General features: G+C 55.2%; 22 protein-coding genes. 12 read left to right on the top strand and 10 right to left on the bottom strand.

Features of this window, described 5'->3' with window-relative positions:
* From F6S08_RS06910 to F6S08_RS06875, 8 genes are all read right to left on the bottom strand, one after another.
* Nucleotides 1-2,097 carry a phage terminase large subunit family protein gene (locus F6S08_RS06910; protein WP_315871435.1) on the bottom strand — a complete coding sequence of 699 codons (2,097 nt, stop codon included), beginning with the start codon at nucleotides 2,095-2,097 and terminating at the stop codon, nucleotides 1-3.
* Nucleotides 2,036-2,530 (bottom strand): hypothetical protein, encoded by a 495-nt coding sequence (locus F6S08_RS06905; protein ID WP_065927356.1) that lies wholly within the window; start codon nucleotides 2,528-2,530, stop codon nucleotides 2,036-2,038. Before F6S08_RS06905 ends, F6S08_RS06910 begins: the two co-directional genes overlap by 62 nt.
* 209 nt (nucleotides 2,531-2,739) lie before the next feature.
* The gene (locus F6S08_RS06900; protein WP_315871434.1) at nucleotides 2,740-3,471 is read right to left on the bottom strand and encodes a hypothetical protein; all 732 of its coding nucleotides are present in this window, start codon (nucleotides 3,469-3,471) and stop codon (nucleotides 2,740-2,742) included.
* Nucleotides 3,472-3,490: 19 nt separating this feature from the next.
* Nucleotides 3,491-3,835, bottom strand: a complete 345-nt coding sequence (locus F6S08_RS06895) for a phage holin family protein (protein WP_065927355.1) — start codon at nucleotides 3,833-3,835, stop codon at nucleotides 3,491-3,493.
* Between the two features lie 504 nt (nucleotides 3,836-4,339).
* A complete protein-coding gene (locus F6S08_RS06890; protein WP_315871433.1) occupies nucleotides 4,340-4,705 on the bottom strand; it encodes a hypothetical protein in 366 nt (121 codons plus the stop codon).
* Nucleotides 4,698-6,917: a VapE domain-containing protein gene (locus tag F6S08_RS06885; RefSeq protein WP_315871432.1), complete on the bottom strand. Its 2,220-nt coding sequence runs from the start codon at nucleotides 6,915-6,917 to the stop codon at nucleotides 4,698-4,700. Before F6S08_RS06885 ends, F6S08_RS06890 begins: the two co-directional genes overlap by 8 nt.
* Nucleotides 6,910-7,089 (bottom strand): TraR/DksA C4-type zinc finger protein, encoded by a 180-nt coding sequence (locus F6S08_RS06880; RefSeq protein ID WP_315871546.1) that lies wholly within the window; start codon nucleotides 7,087-7,089, stop codon nucleotides 6,910-6,912. The genes F6S08_RS06885 and F6S08_RS06880 overlap by 8 nt, the downstream gene beginning before the upstream one ends.
* 28 nt (nucleotides 7,090-7,117) lie before the next feature.
* Entirely contained in the window at nucleotides 7,118-7,645 is a 528-nt protein-coding gene (locus tag F6S08_RS06875) for a phage regulatory CII family protein (protein ID WP_231808696.1), read from the bottom strand.
* A 665-nt stretch (nucleotides 7,646-8,310) separates the two neighbouring features.
* Between F6S08_RS06875 and F6S08_RS06870 the strand changes: the two genes are divergently transcribed.
* From F6S08_RS06870 to F6S08_RS06815, 12 genes are all read left to right on the top strand, one after another.
* Nucleotides 8,311-9,093, top strand: a complete 783-nt coding sequence (locus F6S08_RS06870) for a helix-turn-helix transcriptional regulator (RefSeq protein ID WP_315871431.1) — start codon at nucleotides 8,311-8,313, stop codon at nucleotides 9,091-9,093.
* A 248-nt stretch (nucleotides 9,094-9,341) separates the two neighbouring features.
* Nucleotides 9,342-9,902 carry a hypothetical protein gene (locus F6S08_RS06865; RefSeq protein ID WP_231808698.1) on the top strand — a complete coding sequence of 187 codons (561 nt, stop codon included), beginning with the start codon at nucleotides 9,342-9,344 and terminating at the stop codon, nucleotides 9,900-9,902.
* A 9-nt stretch (nucleotides 9,903-9,911) separates the two neighbouring features.
* Nucleotides 9,912-10,202, top strand: a complete 291-nt coding sequence (locus F6S08_RS06860) for a phage antirepressor KilAC domain-containing protein (RefSeq protein ID WP_231808699.1) — start codon at nucleotides 9,912-9,914, stop codon at nucleotides 10,200-10,202.
* Nucleotides 10,203-10,367: 165 nt separating this feature from the next.
* Nucleotides 10,368-10,802 (top strand): hypothetical protein, encoded by a 435-nt coding sequence (locus F6S08_RS06855; RefSeq protein ID WP_315871430.1) that lies wholly within the window; start codon nucleotides 10,368-10,370, stop codon nucleotides 10,800-10,802.
* Nucleotides 10,799-11,122: a pyocin activator PrtN family protein gene (locus F6S08_RS06850; protein WP_315871429.1), complete on the top strand. Its 324-nt coding sequence runs from the start codon at nucleotides 10,799-10,801 to the stop codon at nucleotides 11,120-11,122. The genes F6S08_RS06855 and F6S08_RS06850 overlap by 4 nt, the downstream gene beginning before the upstream one ends.
* Nucleotide 11,123: 1 nt before the next feature.
* Complete coding sequence (locus tag F6S08_RS06845; protein ID WP_315871428.1) at nucleotides 11,124-11,321, top strand: hypothetical protein; 198 nt, start codon at nucleotides 11,124-11,126, stop codon at nucleotides 11,319-11,321.
* Nucleotides 11,322-11,378: 57 nt separating this feature from the next.
* Nucleotides 11,379-11,777: a hypothetical protein gene (locus tag F6S08_RS06840; protein WP_315871427.1), complete on the top strand. Its 399-nt coding sequence runs from the start codon at nucleotides 11,379-11,381 to the stop codon at nucleotides 11,775-11,777.
* Entirely contained in the window at nucleotides 11,774-11,995 is a 222-nt protein-coding gene (locus F6S08_RS06835) for a hypothetical protein (RefSeq protein ID WP_315871426.1), read from the top strand. Before F6S08_RS06840 ends, F6S08_RS06835 begins: the two co-directional genes overlap by 4 nt.
* Nucleotides 11,992-12,534, top strand: coding sequence for a phosphohydrolase (locus tag F6S08_RS06830; RefSeq protein ID WP_315871425.1), 543 nt, complete (start codon nucleotides 11,992-11,994; stop codon nucleotides 12,532-12,534). Before F6S08_RS06835 ends, F6S08_RS06830 begins: the two co-directional genes overlap by 4 nt.
* Complete coding sequence (locus F6S08_RS06825; protein WP_315871424.1) at nucleotides 12,531-13,460, top strand: hypothetical protein; 930 nt, start codon at nucleotides 12,531-12,533, stop codon at nucleotides 13,458-13,460. Before F6S08_RS06830 ends, F6S08_RS06825 begins: the two co-directional genes overlap by 4 nt.
* Nucleotides 13,457-13,654 (top strand): excisionase, encoded by a 198-nt coding sequence (locus tag F6S08_RS06820; RefSeq protein ID WP_154905397.1) that lies wholly within the window; start codon nucleotides 13,457-13,459, stop codon nucleotides 13,652-13,654. Before F6S08_RS06825 ends, F6S08_RS06820 begins: the two co-directional genes overlap by 4 nt.
* Nucleotides 13,621-14,883: a site-specific integrase gene (locus F6S08_RS06815; RefSeq protein ID WP_315871423.1), complete on the top strand. Its 1,263-nt coding sequence runs from the start codon at nucleotides 13,621-13,623 to the stop codon at nucleotides 14,881-14,883. Before F6S08_RS06820 ends, F6S08_RS06815 begins: the two co-directional genes overlap by 34 nt.
* On the opposite strand, the gene F6S08_RS06810 is transcribed toward F6S08_RS06815, so the two are convergent.
* Together F6S08_RS06810 and F6S08_RS06805 are read right to left on the bottom strand one after the other, a co-directional pair.
* The gene (locus F6S08_RS06810) at nucleotides 14,860-15,264 is read right to left on the bottom strand and encodes a hypothetical protein (protein ID WP_315871422.1); all 405 of its coding nucleotides are present in this window, start codon (nucleotides 15,262-15,264) and stop codon (nucleotides 14,860-14,862) included. The genes F6S08_RS06815 and F6S08_RS06810 overlap by 24 nt on opposite strands.
* Nucleotides 15,265-15,279: 15 nt before the next feature.
* On the bottom strand, nucleotides 15,280-16,065 hold the full coding sequence (locus F6S08_RS06805) for a tetratricopeptide repeat protein (RefSeq protein ID WP_315871421.1): 786 nt from the start codon (nucleotides 16,063-16,065) through the stop codon (nucleotides 15,280-15,282).
* Nucleotides 16,066-16,078 lie beyond the last annotated feature (13 nt).

The raw sequence follows: 16,078 nt of genomic DNA, 5'->3' as shown, positions 1-16,078 counted from the left end.
TTAATTCCTGCGTTGGGAGAGCACGCGCATTGCACTACGGCGCCCAGAAACAACTCTCCCGCCAGAGGGCGGGAGATCGGGTAGTTCGACGGGTGGTGCGGGGGCCGGACTGGTCCCGTCCGTTTCGAAATCGGGATCTGGCTCGGATTGATCCGGCTCGGGCGGGTCAAACAACGCACCTTGCCGGATCTGTGCATCGAGCCCAGCCCAGTCATGCTCGCGCATCAAGTGCGTTTTCAGGGAGCGGGCCGCGTGCAACGCATACGTCTCGCAGTCGGTACCTTCGTTCGGTTGGCCGGCCTTTTTCTGCCAGACCTTGCGGTAGTGGTGACGCCGGCTGGGCGCCTTCACTTCGGCGGTGATTTGCCGGAAATAATCCGGGCGCACCGTTTTGTAAAAGTGCATCCGACCAGGGCCATCACCGGTCAATGGCAGCCGGCCCTCAATCCACAGATCCTTGGCCCGCGAGGTACCGACAATGTAAGGGCGCAGACCGTACTTCGAGGCCTTTTGCTCTTTGTCCGTATCCACACCTTGCCGAGGCGCACTGAAGATCTCCATTCGTTCATCGGCACGGGTATCGCCACGCTCGCTCGCGCCCTTGATCGCCATCACACCGTTGCGCTGATGCTTACGACAGAACGCATACGCCGCGTCTTGGGTGATGGTGCCGTCCGAGGTATCCAGCGAAGTAGCCATCACCCTCAGTTTGGCACCGCAGGCGTGTGGAATCGGCGCAAACAGCATCTTTTCCAGATCCAGCCAGACGCCCTGGTTAGGCAGTACCACCTCGCCGTAAATCTCGCCCCAGTAGATCAGCCAGGACTCCTCGCCTCGGCCCCAGGCCCGCATCACCACCGCCAGGCGATCGTGCTGCACGTCAACACCGGCGGTGATCACCAAGCCGCCCGTGGGCACAAACATCTCCGGGTAATCCTCCGCTCGCTCAGCCAGTTTATCTGCCTCAGGCAGATCGGATTTGTACTCGTAAGCACGGCCCTGTTTCTGGTTGACGAACTTGATCAATACCGATAGATCGCCCAGAGATGCGCGATGTTCAGCATTGAGTTTCTCGCGAACAATTTCGGCCAGGTGGGTACCAGGCAAACATGCGTAGAGTTCGTTGAGTTCAATGAATCCAGCGCGCCCGAAAAAAGGTTTGGTCGGCACCCAACCGCAATAAGGATCGCCCGCGTCAATTGCATTGAACACCGTGTTGCGGATGTTTTCTTTTCGCTGGTAATCGTCCCAAATATCGCCACAGTGCGGGCAGGCGTAGCCAGCCGTTTCCGGATCCGCACGCCCGTAAATCTCGTGGGGCTGTGCCTCCTCTGGAATATCGAGCCACCGAATGTGGGCAAAGTCCAATACGTGAGCCTGGCCGCAGGCATGGCAGATGATCGGCAGTACCCGGCAGTCGGTAAGCGCCAACCGCGCCTCGGTCTTGCTCGCGCCCTTGATAGCAGGCGTCCCACCCACCAACATTTTTGAACCGGGATAACGCTTACCGCGCTCCTCCAGCAGGGCGACCGCATCCCCCTGCCCCTTAACGTCGTCGCTGGTGTCGTCCGGTTCTTCCACCACTGACAAACCCACCGATGACGTGGATTTGACGTTACCGGGAGAGTTCGATGCCACCAATTTAAGAAACCCGCCGGGAAAATTCTTGTGGTCCCAGCGGTTGCCAGCGGTTTTACTGGTATTGACCGGCATCAACTTCGCTACTTTTTTGTTGACGTTGACGCCGAAGAAAATCTTTTCATCGTGAAAGTTTTTGCCATCTTTTTCCCTGGGAAACAGGACCAAGATCGGACGCGGCAGGTGCTGAATCACTTTGAAAAGAAAGCCTATCAGGAACCAGGTCCAGCCGATCTGTGCGGCTTTCATCAGATCCACTTCACGGACTTTTGGATCGTCCAGAGCAGCGGCAACGCCAAGAAAGTAAGGTGTGTATTGGAAATCATATAGGCCGCGCAACACTGCCCCCTCAGCAGGCAAGTGAAATTCGGTGCTCAGATACTGCGCCGTCGGGATGTCACGCGGCGGGCTGAACCTCGTCGCTGCTGCCAACAAGCTGCGTGCCAAGGTTTTGCGCATAGCCTGCAATTCGCTCGAGTGTAGGTCCAACAATTTTGTTTACCCCTGCTCGATCTACCGTGACTTTCAGCACGTTGTCGATGTCCTGTATGAGTCGCTCAATACAGCCCAGATATTCAAGATTGGCGTAACTGGCCCAATCGGCCAGCACCTGTTCAGCATCATCTGCCGGGATCAATGTGCGCAACTTCTCGTGATACACCAGCCGCCCATTTGCCGCCTTCATTTCCAGGTCATCAATGCGCGCCTTGTTGAGCCGTTCAAGTTGGCTGCCCCCGCGCCCAGCGGCTTTTTCGCGCAAATCACGGATATAGGCGGTACGAATATCGGCAAGGCTTACGGCTTGCCAGTCCAGGTTCAACCGCTTGAGCACATCACGCGCCGCCCGCTCACTCATATCCAGGTGCTCGGCGATTTCAAGTTGGGTCGGCATTGGTCTGGTCCTGTTACTCAAGGGGAAGCGGAACCCCCTATGTCGGGTTGAATCTGCAAAAAAGTCGGGGTTCGAATTACCCCGATGGCCCCGCTGCCTGGAAGGACCCATTGATTTTGGGTCGTAGGTCGACCTGTCAAGCCAAAACCCCGACAAATCATTGAAAAATCGCCACTTTTTGAGGAGAAATGCACGAAGCCGACAAGAGGTCAGCCTCGCGCCATCTCCCGTGCCAGGGCACGCCGGAACAGCGGCTCGAACTCGGCGTCCGCTACGCGATTGGCTACCCCGTAGAAGTCAAAGCGTCGCCGATACGTCGGGCGCTTGACGAAGATCAGGATGGGCCGTGCCCCGTTGCCGATACGCTGCCAGATACCCAAAGGGCCGGTGCCGTTGCCAGGTCGACCCACGAAATAGTCCGGTGCGTTGCGGTTACGGCGTCGGCTGCGCTGAGTGCGGTTGGCCATGAAGCCTGACACCCGCTCAGCTGCTCCGAGTGCAGACAGGATCTGCACAATCTGGCCGCGACTGATGTTGCCGTTGCCATCCATCCTGGCACGCCGACCAGGGACGGCGTACATGTCCGCTGGCATCAAGCCGTAGTGGATCAGCGCTTTCTCAAATCGCTTGTGTGGTCGGTTACCACCGTCAATGTGGACCGGCAGGTACTTGGACGCGGGCACGCCTGAGCTGGCTTCGTCCTTGATCCACACACGGGCAAACAGGCGGCTAGTCGTGGCACTGCGCTTGAAGACCGAGTTGAGCGTCCACCGTGTGGGCCGATCAAACACCCGCTCCAGCTCCGCCTTCTCTGCCGCCTGTACGCGTTCGGCGGTGAAGGTCAACGCTTTTGCAGCGGCTATTGGCACCTTCGACTTGCTGAGCCCACGCATCTCCCTAACGATCTTGTCGATGTTGTCACGCATCTCAAGTCGCATCATGGTCATTGCCTCTGGATGGTTATGGTCCAGCTTCGCCGTTGGCTTGCGCTTCACGCAGCCCCAGGCGCTTGGCCGCCCAGCGCTCGTACAGCCCAATCGCTACGTCTGCGCCTGCCATGGCGGTGAGGCATCCCAGTGCGCCAGAGGTCCAGATCGACATGCCTGCCGCATACAGCAGCATGATGGCCGACACTCCGCACACCACGCAGGCGCCGGACCGAAGGGCCAATCGGCGGATCAATGCCCAGCCACGCGTCCCTTCCTTGTCCGCTCGCCACATCTCGCCCGACACACCACCCACCAGGGCCAGGACGATCACTAACCAGATCGGCATTTCTGCCAGCGCTTGCTGTTCGTTGGTCATTTCCCGGCCTCATAAAAGCGAAAACCCGGCGCGAGGGCCGGGTTTTGTGTGGTGGTGTGTACCGCTCTTTGCAGTCGCACCTATCGAAGATGGGTACTTTTTACAGGTGGATTATCATGGCAGCAAGAGGTTTTTAACGCCACAGATCAATATGGGTACAACGCAGGTATGAAGCAGGTACAACGCATTAATTCGGTTATCGCTTTTGGTTCTGTGTCCCGTACGTCCCATAGACTTTGAACGCTTTGGGACAGCTGAGAAAGCCTAAATTAAAGGCTCGTCCCATAGTCCCATTCTTTTTATCCTTTTCTCGCCTATAGAAAGAAAAGAATAAAACGCGTGCGCGAAGCACGCGCACGTACAGACGCGCTACGCACACATGCAAAGGGAATAATGATTTGTATGGGACTATGGGACAACCCGCTAACCGCGTGGCCTGTAGCTGTCCATTAGAGGTAAAAATGCATGGGACCGAACGGGCCAATAGGACAGAGCAAATCGAAGTCATGCTGCCTTCCCCAGTAACAAACCGGCAATGCATACATGGGCGTCATGAAGTCGGCGGTAATAGGTCGGCGCGCTACAACCACAATGCAACATCTTCTGTGAGAGAAGACTATCGAAGTTGCAGTAGTGCTCCACCACCACCAACGCCAGCTCCGGTGACAAGTGCTTGTTAACGATCAGTTCAATATCCGCCGATTCATCCAGCAGCACCCGACTGCCCCGCGTTCCACGTATCAACTCGCCCTTACACGCCATCAATATTGCGATTATGTTGCCGCCGGTAGAGCCACCGTCGGTAAACGTAGAAAGTTGATGCAGTTCCTGCGCCCAGATCTTGAGCATTTCATCAATTCGCTTAATCATCGAAACAAGGCTCCTCATCCCCAACTTGCACTAAGGCCGACGTGCTACCCCACCCCTCCGGCTTTTTGTAAGCCCATGGTCGACGCCCACTTTTCCTTAGCGCCGGCAAGCGCACACGCAGCCAACCCAAGCGTTGCATAATCGCACCCACACGAATTTGATCCGGTTTGTTCCAGTGCCCGAAATCCAGCTTTAGCGCTTGGCTTAAAATCTCGGCGCCCGTGGCCGTCTCGCCAATCTGTGACTCCTCCAGCCAGGTCAGAATCGGCCCCTCCCATTCATCCACCACAAAGCGCTCTTCCTGCTCCTCCGCGAACAGCGGCGCTTCATCCCGAATAACCCACCAGATGTCACCGGCTTCGTAGCAAAACATGGCCTCGGCCCAAAGCTGATCGCGGATCTGACGCATCAGGTCTAGGTCAACTTTGGTACAAGCGACCGGCCAGTAACGCCGGTTACCTGTAGCGTCCTTGAGGTACTCATTCTGGTTGGTGGTTCCCGCGAAAACACACTGGCGTGGCACATCCACAGATCTGCGGCCGTAGCTTTCGCGATAGGTATCATTTGAGGCTGAGAAGAATTGTTTAGCCTTAGTGGACTCGGCCTTATTGAAGCTATCCAACTCGCCGAGTTCTACGATCCACTTACCTCGAATGGTCTGAAAGGCGTCTTTATCGCCCAACGCAAATGGCGTATCCATGAACCACGGACCGCCAAGAATGCCTAGCGCCGTCGACTTACCAGCGCCCTGGGCACCTTCGAGGATTATCACAGAGTCAGCCTTGCAGCCCGGAGACATCACTCGTCCCACCGCCGAAATCAGCCAGCGCCTACCGACCTTATAACTGTAGTCGCTTGGCGCGACGCCCAGCACGTCAGTTAACCAACTGTCGAGCCGAGGCACGCGGTCCCATTCAAGCTTTCCCAAGTAATCACGCACGGGGTGAAAAGCATGATCGTGTGCAACCACACTCACTGCTTCCATGACATGAGACATCTTGACCCTAAAGTTGTACTGCTGGGCGAGCCACTTCATTACTCGCACGTCATCAATATCTGCCCACTCGCCAACACCGCCGCCGTATGGCGCGGCACGCATTTTGATGATCTTCGAACTAAACATGCAGAAACCGATGACCCCGGCCCAGCGCTCATCATTGCCGAGGATCAGTTCCACATTTTGCATGTGCGCAATCAATGCCCCGCTCTCACTGCGAGCCAACCTGTCCTTCCAGCCGCCTGCCGCAGGCGGTTTTACGACGGCGAGTACCTGACGGCGCACGGCCTCAAGACCTTCCGCAACGTGCAGATCGTTGAAGTCGGTCCACTTGAGTTCACGTTCGCCGGAAAAAATCGGCGCAACCACCTGCCCACCGACAACTAAAGCCGCGTTGTTGGCTTTTTCCTCACCAGGGTTCCAGGGTGTCCCATTTGGGCGTTTGGTTTTCCAATCGTCATCGCGGCAGATAATCAGAGGACACCCAGGAAAGCGTGCACGCATAGACTTAGCTACTGAGAGCAGATTGCCCGCGTCAAAAGCTATCGCCACTGCCATCGAGGTTGCCATGTGCAGGCTGGCGCCAGTGGCATACCCCTCGCAGATTAACAACGGCTCTCCCGGTTCGGGATGCCCCCCGATTAAGTGAAAGGCTCCCGCCTTAGACATACCTGCAGGCCAATACATCTTGTCGCGCCCGGTGTCCTCCTGCTTGCAAGGGAAAATAACCTGGAGCCCAACAATGTCGTCCTGAACATTGCACATCGGGACCAACACCGCCCCAGTGCGCGACGCATAACGAACTCTGAATCCAATAATGTGTTTTCGATCTAGATAAGCACTTTTACCCTTATCAGGCATACGTTTGAACAAACCCGACGCACGATTGGCCGCTCGACGCGCCGCGTTAGCCGCAACCTCGGCAGCACGGCGCTTGGCCTCTTCTTGCCGTGCACGCATAACTTCGCGCTCTTCGACAGACATGCGCCCGGGCTTGACCCTGATCTTCTGAGTCTCACCTGAGCGCCAGTCACCAAAACTCCCGAAAATAAGCGTTTCACCCTTTTCGGTGTGGTACTCATGCGCCACGTACCAACCATTCTTTTCCTTACCCTTGTCCTGAGAAGTCTTGCAGCGAGTGAGTTTGCCGAAAGTCAGTGGTTGCTCTGGCTCCAGACCGTAATCAGCGAATTGTCCAAGAACCTCATCAAGCATTGTGCGCCCTCCTAACCTCATCGTAATTTTGGCAACTGACGCACTGCGTGCAGCCTTCCAGGGCAATTCGTCGAGCTAATGGGATGGGGGCATCACACGTCTCGCAGTACAGGAAAGAGTGACAGACCATCTCAGCCTTCAACGCATCTCTAGTCGCCAGTGCGCGCTCCATTCGTTCCTCGACCAGGTCGTTGGCCAGATCAGCAAGATTTGCCATCGCTCTGCCCCCGCGTTGCCTGGTTGACATAACTGGCTCGATTGAAAAGGCCCAAAAGCCCGCGAATGCCACAGAACACCTGCAGGTGGATCTCAGCTAATTCGCTGTCGCTGACAACGCCGTCGCCGATGCTCCTTGCCCACGTGTCGGCCAGGTCCGCTACCTGTCTAAAGTAAGTAGCGAGGCCAGTAGTCAGTGTTTCTGGCATGTCGTTGGTATAGGCCTCAGCCAGTTCCTGCCAAATGGTGTCGCCGACAAGGCCATGAACCGCATCAAGAATGCGCCGGTCCTTCGTCAGTTCAAGGATCTCGCTGAATTCGTAAATGTTTACAGAATGGCTGGGGTGGGTTGGGGAAAGTTTGTGCTGGAGGGTGGTGGGATTACGGCCGGTGGTGGCGGCGATGGCTGCGGCGCCACCGGGGTAATCGCGAGCAGCGTGATAAAGCGCCAAGTCGAGGGGCAGGACTTCCCGCCGTGCTCGATCAAGGGAATTCAAAGCAATTCGGCTCATGGCATTAATCCTTGCAAGTTGCCAGTGCCACGCAGCATGTAGTGGTGATACATTCGCAACGTGGCTGAAGGGCCCAACAACCGGCTAGATCTAGGAGATCGAAACCGGCACCGTGCCGAGGCGAACGATCCGTCGCTCACCTCTGGCGCAACAGCTGCCTGATCTGTGGTGGAGGAGGCAGCAACCCAAGGTATCCGTACCTTGGCAGCGCGGTAAAAGGAGGCGGTTTAGCATGTGGTGTGCACGCCTACTTTTATCGCGCCCCGACAGCACTGTGGTGGTGTGTGCCGGGAGGAACTGGGCGGCCTTTAGGTCGCCTTTTTTCTAAGCCGCTCTTACAACGACGCTTTCAGGTGCCGGAAATACTTCAGGCAAGTCTGGCCGCAATTCATGCGGCAAAAGCCCCCACGAAAGTGCTTTTGCAAGCGGACGAACATGGGCAACTGGTACGCCACGATGCCGCCAGTTGAAAAAGCGCTGAGGGCTAACCTGACACTCCCGCGCAAGCTGCGACGGACGTTTTCCGGCCTCTCCCGCAACTCGTACAATCAAATCGAACACCTGATCAGGCGTATTCATACGTCACCCAAAGAAAACAAAACGAACAACCGAAGCAAACAATACGTTTGTTATCATTTCGACGCAAGGGTTGTAACATCCTGTTTATGAGTAAACAACCACACCGCCTCAAAGGGCAACGCTTCCGTCAAGCACTGGAGTTCGCCGGAATCACGGGCGCGCAACTCGCACGGATCCTAGATCTGGATAACGACCAGAACATCACAAACTGGAAAACTAGAGGCGTGCCTGCCTATATGGTGGGCGAGGTTGCGAAAACCTTGGTCGTAGAACGAGAGTGGCTGGAAGGGAGAGATGTCCCAATGTCGACTCCGGAGACCGACCGATTCGGCCCGCCTCCAGCAGCCAACGACTCGCCCCTCTACGTGCTCGAGCCATTAATCCCATGGGATCCAGATACCCCACTTGAGAGCGACGAGGTCGAGTTGAGGCTGTACAGGGAAGTCGAACTTTCCTCTGGCCCAGGAAAATTCGCCCGCACTGAAGTCCAAGAGATATCTGGATCAAAGCTTAGATTTTCCAGAGCTACGATGAGGAGCTGCGGGGTGGACCCGTCGAATGCGGTGTTCGCTACCAACAGCGGTAACAGCAACCATCCATTAATTCTTTCAGGCGCAACCGTAGGCATAGATACCGGCATGACAAAGGTAGTTGACGGTGAAATTTATGCGCTCGATCACGATGGACACTTTCGGATTAAATTTCTTCAGCGCACCCCAACTGGAATAAAAATGAAAAGCTTCAACTCAATCGAGTACATCGATGAGGACTACGACTTCGACCAAATAATGGAGCAGCGAGTAGTGATACTGGGGAGGATATTTTGGTGGTCATCAGTCAGACCGCTGAAAGGCCCACCCCTAATCTAAAACCAAACAAAATGTGTTGACCAAAATACAAACAAATTGTTTACTTGCCTCGACTCTTCACCACAGAGCGAGGCAATTCCCATGCAAACCGCAACCTTGCACGTACTTCCGACGTGCCCAGAAAGCCGCGTTTTCGAGGTGCGCCGCCTAGCCATAATCCACGGCTGCGCCTTCGCCCCCACCAAACGCAAATCAACCACCAGCCCTGCGCCTACCCCCTTCAATCCAGACGATGGAGGGCGTGCAGCATGAGCAGACTATCTCTCAACGCCGCCGCCTATATCCGCCTTCAGGCTCAGGTGCATCTCAGCGGAACCTTCAATCACACCCTGCACACGCGTGATGATCGCCATTCCGTACCGGCCCAGGTCGAGATCGAGCAATGCACCGCTGGCATCACGGTAATGGTGCGCATCTGCGGGACGCGCAATACCTCGGTCACCCTCGATAAACACCGCAAAAACAACGCCACTCGCGTAGCGAGCTTTATAGAAGGTATCGCCAACGGCCGCAGCCCTACCGGCGTGCCCGACGTAGATGAGCATGAGGCTGTCAGTGATATAGAAGCCACCCTACGTCTGGCAATCCGACGTGGGCGCGGCATTTACCATCTGATCGCTGACGAACTGGAGCCCTCGATCCAGATCCAGCGCAACCGTCACGGCGGCTGTACGGCAAAGATCGAGCTCGACAACGCCGGCTGCGTGCTCACCCTGCCCGCCGACAACCAGCGCGCCTACGCAATCTTGGCTGAAAACCTCAACCAGTTCCTGCAGGGCTACCGCAATAGCCTCGCAGTCGCCGCGTGAGGTGCCGCCATGAGCCTCTCCCTCAAGCGCGTAGCCGAACGCCTGGGCCTGGGTCACCGCGAGCTGATGCAACGCATGCGCGACAAAGGTCTGCTGGATAAAAAAAATCTGCCTGCCAACCCTGCCCTGACCAAAGACTTTTTGGTCACCCGTGAGAGTCGCTGGTTTCACGAGAAGCATGGCATGCAATACAAGCGCACAACGCGCGTGACCGATATTGGCATTTCCTGGCTGGCCAACCAGATCGGTATTGAACGCCCTGCCCCACCCGCCGTGCCTGACCCGCGAGAAGTCGCGTAATGAGACAGTCTGAAGCATGGCCGCGCGAGTACGCCCGCCAGATCGTTGCCATGCGCACACGCGAGGAGCGCAATGCAGCGCTCCTCGAAGTACCGGAGCACCTGCGCGAGCTGACGAAACAACACTGCCTTATTGCCTGGAATCATCCGAAGAGGAAGAGAAGCCATGGACCACAAGCTAATTGATCAAGCGTTGAACCAGTTGCTTTCTACAAAGGCCGTCGAGCGAACACCTGAGCAGATCCAAGGTTTCGCTCACCTGGTGTGCAGTGCGGCCGGGATAACGGTTGATGCGCCTACATCAACGCTGTCCAGTCTGCCAGAGCTGCATGCAGCTGTACTGCTACTGGCAAACCAACTGGACGTTGTGTCCCTGAATCCAAATAGCACCGTTACCACGGAATTCCGCCTGTCCAATCGCGCAGTACCAAAAATTGCAGTTTACATCCACAACCCTCATGGGTTTGACAACGGCAAGACCATTCTTTCGGGGTACGGCAACTCCCCAACGGAAGTGCTGCGTTCCCTCCGAGACAACGCCTATGACCTTTGCAAGCTGGGGGCCGACGCCTATGACCTTTCCAGCCTGGAGGCCAAATGACTCCCAACGTCGGTCAGCAACCAATCCGGCTGTTGTCCGCACCAGATCCATCCACCATTGAGATGCTGCACCACATCTTCGGCGATGTGCTTATCCCCCTGGAAAAGGTCCACGCGCACTACTTCAAAAACATCAACGAGAAGACGTTTACCGAGGCAATCAACAGCGGACGTATTCAGTTGCCGGTGACCACCTTGGATCTCAGCGGTAAAGCTCTGCGTTATGCACACATCAGGCATGTCGCGGCGCTGATCGATATTCGTGCTTACCAGGCGGACCAGGCCATGCCGAGACCTCATAGCGATTCGGAGGAAAACTGACATGTCACTTCAAGACTATTGCCGGCACTGCCGGGCACAGTTATCGGCGGACAGAACACCCGACCGACTTTGCGGGCACTGCAACTATCTCGCCGCCGACTACCGCCTATACGACGATCTGCGCGAGGAAGGCTACATGCCGTACCAAGCCAAGCTGATGTGTGGCCTGGCCGATCCACCAGATCCTGATCACGAATAAACCCGTTTCAATTCTGCTGCCACCACCAGCTTAAGTGACACCACAGGAGCACACCACATGACATTTTTTGAAGTTTTCGCACTGGTCACCTTCGTAATCGCACTCGCCATTTTGTATTGGGTCGGGTATCGGGGCGGCTCGAAGGATGGCTGGGCTGACGGTTATGACGATGGCCACACTAATGGCTATATCGAGGGCATCGAGGAGGGCGAGTCATCGAATGCTACCGCTCTTGAAAAGGCCACGCGCCGATGCGAACGCCTGGAACTGATATTGATCAGGGAACCCCAGGATCGTCAGATCCTTCTGGCCATCGCGGGAAAACTCAAACTCGCCGCCGACTTCTTTCGCGCGATCAAATCGGAAGGCCACGCAACTCAAGCACTCATTCTGCGCGACCACGCATTGAGCATGGCCGCCGAGCTGGATTCCTTCTATCAGGAGGACGCAGCATGAGTCGCCCAATCCCAATGCTGCGTCTGACGCCCCAGGCCGCTGGAACACTGCAACAGCAGTACACCAAGGCTATGAAGGAACTGAGCGCAATGACTCGCCATAACAAAGAGTTCGACCGGCAACTGAAAGCGCTGATCGGTTACGACGCTCTCCGCGAACTGCATAAGGCAGCTGACAACGCCCTGCTGCTGGCCGATCTCGTGAAGGAGGCCGCATGAACTGGATCCTCACCCACACCGGCAAGCATTTTGACCTGTTCGAACCTGACGCCGACATGATCGACCCACGGGATATTTCCCACTCACTGGCACACCTCTGCCGCTTCAACGGGCACACCCGCGAGTTCTACAGCGTGGCGCAACACAGCTGCATCGTCGCCGAGCTGGTGCCTGAAGAACACAAGCTCGCGGCCTTGCTCCACGACGCGCCAGAGGCGTACCTGGGCGACATGACCAAGCCGCTGAAGCAGTGGATGCATGCATACCAGGACTTTGAAGACTGGGTATGGCAATGCGTATGCCAGCGCTTCGACATCGCCACAGAACTCCCTGTTTGCGTTCACCAGTCCGACCTGATTGCGCTGGCTACCGAACGCCGCGACCTCATGCCAACCGATCCGGTTATCTGGGATTGCTTGGCCGGCATCAAACCCATGGTTGAAACCATCCGTCCATGGCCCGCCGCAGAAGCCCGACTCACCTACCACCAGCGCCTGATGGACCAACTCGCTATCGAACACCGGAGGAAAGCGGCATGAAGAACCACCAGGACAACGCCAATGCCCTGCCCGCTTTGCTCCGCACTGCAGGTGGCGTCGACACGCTAGAAACAAACAGTCTCTGCTGCGCAGCAGCAGGCATTATTGCTCCTTCCGGCGCCACTGCCGAGGCGCTTATACCCCACGAGATGCTGCGCGGGGCAGCGCTCAATGATGCAACGCTAACCGCTCCAGAACGCCCGCTCGCGCAGCCTGCCGAAGGGGGCAAAGCAGTTTTTGCATCAAGCATCTGTGTCGCCAACAAGCCCGTGCCGCTCACAAAAGTCGTCAAGAAATCCATGAACCACGCTCAGCACATGAGCCACTGGAACCGTACCCACACCATTGGAAATCATGAGTACCGCGGCATCAGCGCTGAGGGCATCACCTGCTCGCATGATTCCGACCTCTGCGGGCATAGTGGTAAACCAAACAGAGGCCGGCTTGATGGTGTCATCTGGATATCGATCTGCTGCGTAGTGCTTGAAGGAGTTCGCTATTTCACGACAGGTACTGAGGCTCGGGCAAAGCGCTCTCAGATGCATCTGAAAATTCGTTTTGGTCGGTTGACCTCCCCTCTGCCCCTTGCCCCAGATTTCACGCTGGGACTCGGTTCCACAGTGCCAAATCCACTCGCAAATGTGGAAAGCCGTGAGAGCACCGTTAATTGCAAAGTAGCTCGAAGTAGCGAGTCTATCCATAGCCTTGGAAATGTGACTGCGCTGCAGCTGGCCTACCTCCCAGCCCAACTTCAACAACATGTCGTTGATACTTTTCACCTGAAACGTATGCACCGATCTATCCCCTCTTATCCCCGTATTAAGCATTGCGCCCCTACTCACCGACGAGGGGCTCGGCTTAACCAATGCCCACCGTCAATCCATTCAATGTCGCACGACCGCAGCTTGTGGAGGCGAAAAATATGAGTTTCCCAAACTGGGTAATGATCAGCCGCGCCTCCGAACTCACCGGCTATAGCGAAGACGCTATCCGCCACAAAGTGAAGAACGGCACCTGGGCCCAAGGTCGTGTCTGGCGCAAGACTCCGGACGGCCGCATTGCAATCAACATGACGGAGTATGACAAGTGGGCCGAGAGCGCACCTCAGGAAGCAGCCTAGAAACCGAACTGGCAAAGCACAAGGGGATTGAGATACACGGCGGCTACCTGCGCGTCGTGTTCATGTGGCGACGTATACGCTGCCGCGAATCCCTCGGGCTTCCGATTACCAAAGCCAACATCAAACACGCCGCCTTGTTAAGGGCAGCGATTCTTCACGAGATCAAAACCGGCCATTTCGACTATGGCCGGCACTTTCCCAACTCGAAGCACGCGACCAGCTACAGCAGTGCCAAAGACGAAAGGCTCGGCGCGCTGCTGGAGAGATACAAGCCGCTGAAGGCGGTGGACATCACCCCGATGACGGAGGAGAAGTACGGCTACGCCTTGGACATCTGCACTGCCTTGGTCGGAATAGATCGTCTCGCAGGCGTTTTACTGCCCGAAGACATTCAGTTACTGAGGACGCTGTTGATTGCAGATCGAGCGCCGTCGACCGTCAACCACTACTTGGCAACGTTTGCCGGTTTTTTGGGGTGGTGCGAGACAAACGGGTATTGCCGTGCAGGCTTATCAGAAGCGTGTAATCGGTTCGCAATGCAAGACCAAGAGCCCGATCCGCTTACTCGTGACGAATTTCAGCTGCTAGTCGATAAAGGATGCCTTCATCCTCAGGATTCTGCAGCGATTACCTTGGCCGTGTATACCGGGCTTCGACCAGGTGAGCTATGTGCGCTGGCTGTTGAAGACATTGACCTAGACGTAGGGCAGATCAACATCACCCGCGCCATAACCGCTAACGGAACGTTCAAGGTTCCCAAAACGGGGAAGCCGCGCTCAGTATTATTAATGCCGCCTGCGGTCGAAGCCTGTCGGGTATTGATGGCGCTCGTTGCCGATCACCATGCACGCCCTATTGAGATATTCCAGAACCGGCACGAAAGCAGACGGGAAAAGGTCACTCCGCTGCTATCGCCTACTACGCAGGCGCGCAAGAGGATTATCAACTTCTGGTATGTGCCAACCGCATGGAACACAAAATGGGCGTCCGTGCAGAGGCGCTCAGGCATACGACCGCGGAGGCCATATCAGACTCGCCACACCTACGCCTGTTGGTGCCTGACAGCAGGAGGGAATATCGCATTCATTGCCAAACAAATGGGGCATAAAGACTTCACTATGCTAGCGGAAGTTTACGCACGATGGATGGACACAGAGTCTGAAGAGCAACTAAAAAAAATATGGTCAAATTTAAACCTAGTTAGCTCAGGCGGCCAAAGCAGAACTTAACACGCATACTTCCTGGAGCCTAACCTCGCAGCGACTGAGGTGATCGCGAGCAACTTTTAGCGTAATCATCTCTTCAAGCTTATAGTCAGCCATAACGCGATTTGCATGAAGCTGCTTGAGGCTATAGCCGAGTTTCCTCAGACTCAAACGTAACTGATGATCAGCATTCATGCTGCCTTCAAAAAAACTTGAGAGCTTGCGATGTGTAGGCCCCGAACAATCACTAACTGGAGGAACGCTCACTACATCCGCATAAGCCAAGGCTGCATGATAAGTTGCATAATAAGACCTAGAAATCGAGTTTCGCAAATCAAACTCAGAGGATCCATCATTAAGTACAGAGCTAGCAAACTCGATAAATTCCTTGTAATCAACGCTCATTTACAGCTCCGCCCTTTAAGCAACTTCTTCTTCATGTTCTGGAACCCAATCAGCAACAGTAAAAACCAGCCGATTCCAAGCTTCAAGATCTTGAGCACTCACCATCGCGTCAGCAATACGCTCATTGAGCTCCGTTAGTACGTCTGATGAATCGACACTTACTATAATACGAATATTAACATGCGAGACATCATCAAATCGACCTGGAGAAAGGCGTATAGCTTGTAGTAAGCTGCGGTGTCCATGCTCAGTAAGCACGTTCTCAACAAGCGCCATACTTCGGTGAAAATCTGAGCTTGATACAGATGCAGCAGTCAAATGATTTTTCACACCATTAATATATCTTGCAGAATAAACTTTCTCAAAATTTATTTCTGGATTGGCTTTTTTAAACTTCTCAGCCACACGTTCATAATCATCTAAATCGCCTGCATAAAGCATAGCTTGCGCTACCTCTTCGAAGATCTCCAAAGAAGGACAAATATCGAATGCTCTCGACAATTGACTCAACGCTTCCGCACTTCGCCCGAGACGCTTTAAAGAGAAAGCATAATTCTCCAAAAAAACCACATCCCCGGAAAGCTTGAGCGACTTTTCATGATTAGCTCTCGACTCATCCTCATCACCGAGCACGGAATAGAGCATACCTAGAAGCATGTAATGCTGAGCAATATCAGAGTTTTTAAGTTGCTCAATTTCCCTCTTAACACGTCGAATTTCCATCTCAGAAGGCTGCCTACTTTCTGAAAGCAGGTTGATCTGATCTGTGATTGCTGACGAAGTCGTGAGCTGAACCGCCATTCTTCCTCCTAAA

The organism is Pseudomonas sp. JV449 (genome assembly GCF_032424295.1).
Classification (GTDB): domain Bacteria; phylum Pseudomonadota; class Gammaproteobacteria; order Pseudomonadales; family Pseudomonadaceae; genus Aquipseudomonas; species Aquipseudomonas marginalis.
The sequence above is the reverse complement of the archived record's forward strand: the minus strand, read 5'-3'. Positions and strand labels throughout refer to the sequence as shown.

Coding starts and splice junctions, on each gene's coding strand:
- F6S08_RS06880 (WP_315871546.1), bottom strand. CDS start 7,089: ATGGAGCGCGCACTGGCGACTAGAGATGCGTTGAAGGCTGAGATGGTC.
- F6S08_RS06840 (WP_315871427.1), top strand. CDS start 11,379: ATGACATTTTTTGAAGTTTTCGCACTGGTCACCTTCGTAATCGCACTC.
- F6S08_RS06845 (WP_315871428.1), top strand. CDS start 11,124: ATGTCACTTCAAGACTATTGCCGGCACTGCCGGGCACAGTTATCGGCG.
- F6S08_RS06860 (WP_231808699.1), top strand. CDS start 9,912: ATGAGCCTCTCCCTCAAGCGCGTAGCCGAACGCCTGGGCCTGGGTCAC.
- F6S08_RS06810 (WP_315871422.1), bottom strand. CDS start 15,264: ATGAGCGTTGATTACAAGGAATTTATCGAGTTTGCTAGCTCTGTACTT.
- F6S08_RS06850 (WP_315871429.1), top strand. CDS start 10,799: ATGACTCCCAACGTCGGTCAGCAACCAATCCGGCTGTTGTCCGCACCA.
- F6S08_RS06910 (WP_315871435.1), bottom strand. CDS start 2,097: ATGCGCAAAACCTTGGCACGCAGCTTGTTGGCAGCAGCGACGAGGTTC.
- F6S08_RS06865 (WP_231808698.1), top strand. CDS start 9,342: ATGAGCAGACTATCTCTCAACGCCGCCGCCTATATCCGCCTTCAGGCT.
- F6S08_RS06825 (WP_315871424.1), top strand. CDS start 12,531: ATGAAGAACCACCAGGACAACGCCAATGCCCTGCCCGCTTTGCTCCGC.
- F6S08_RS06820 (WP_154905397.1), top strand. CDS start 13,457: ATGAGTTTCCCAAACTGGGTAATGATCAGCCGCGCCTCCGAACTCACC.
- F6S08_RS06830 (WP_315871425.1), top strand. CDS start 11,992: ATGAACTGGATCCTCACCCACACCGGCAAGCATTTTGACCTGTTCGAA.
- F6S08_RS06905 (WP_065927356.1), bottom strand. CDS start 2,530: ATGCCGACCCAACTTGAAATCGCCGAGCACCTGGATATGAGTGAGCGG.
- F6S08_RS06835 (WP_315871426.1), top strand. CDS start 11,774: ATGAGTCGCCCAATCCCAATGCTGCGTCTGACGCCCCAGGCCGCTGGA.
- F6S08_RS06890 (WP_315871433.1), bottom strand. CDS start 4,705: ATGATTAAGCGAATTGATGAAATGCTCAAGATCTGGGCGCAGGAACTG.
- F6S08_RS06885 (WP_315871432.1), bottom strand. CDS start 6,917: ATGCTTGATGAGGTTCTTGGACAATTCGCTGATTACGGTCTGGAGCCA.
- F6S08_RS06900 (WP_315871434.1), bottom strand. CDS start 3,471: ATGATGCGACTTGAGATGCGTGACAACATCGACAAGATCGTTAGGGAG.
- F6S08_RS06855 (WP_315871430.1), top strand. CDS start 10,368: ATGGACCACAAGCTAATTGATCAAGCGTTGAACCAGTTGCTTTCTACA.
- F6S08_RS06875 (WP_231808696.1), bottom strand. CDS start 7,645: ATGAGCCGAATTGCTTTGAATTCCCTTGATCGAGCACGGCGGGAAGTC.
- F6S08_RS06895 (WP_065927355.1), bottom strand. CDS start 3,835: ATGACCAACGAACAGCAAGCGCTGGCAGAAATGCCGATCTGGTTAGTG.
- F6S08_RS06870 (WP_315871431.1), top strand. CDS start 8,311: ATGAGTAAACAACCACACCGCCTCAAAGGGCAACGCTTCCGTCAAGCA.
- F6S08_RS06805 (WP_315871421.1), bottom strand. CDS start 16,065: ATGGCGGTTCAGCTCACGACTTCGTCAGCAATCACAGATCAGATCAAC.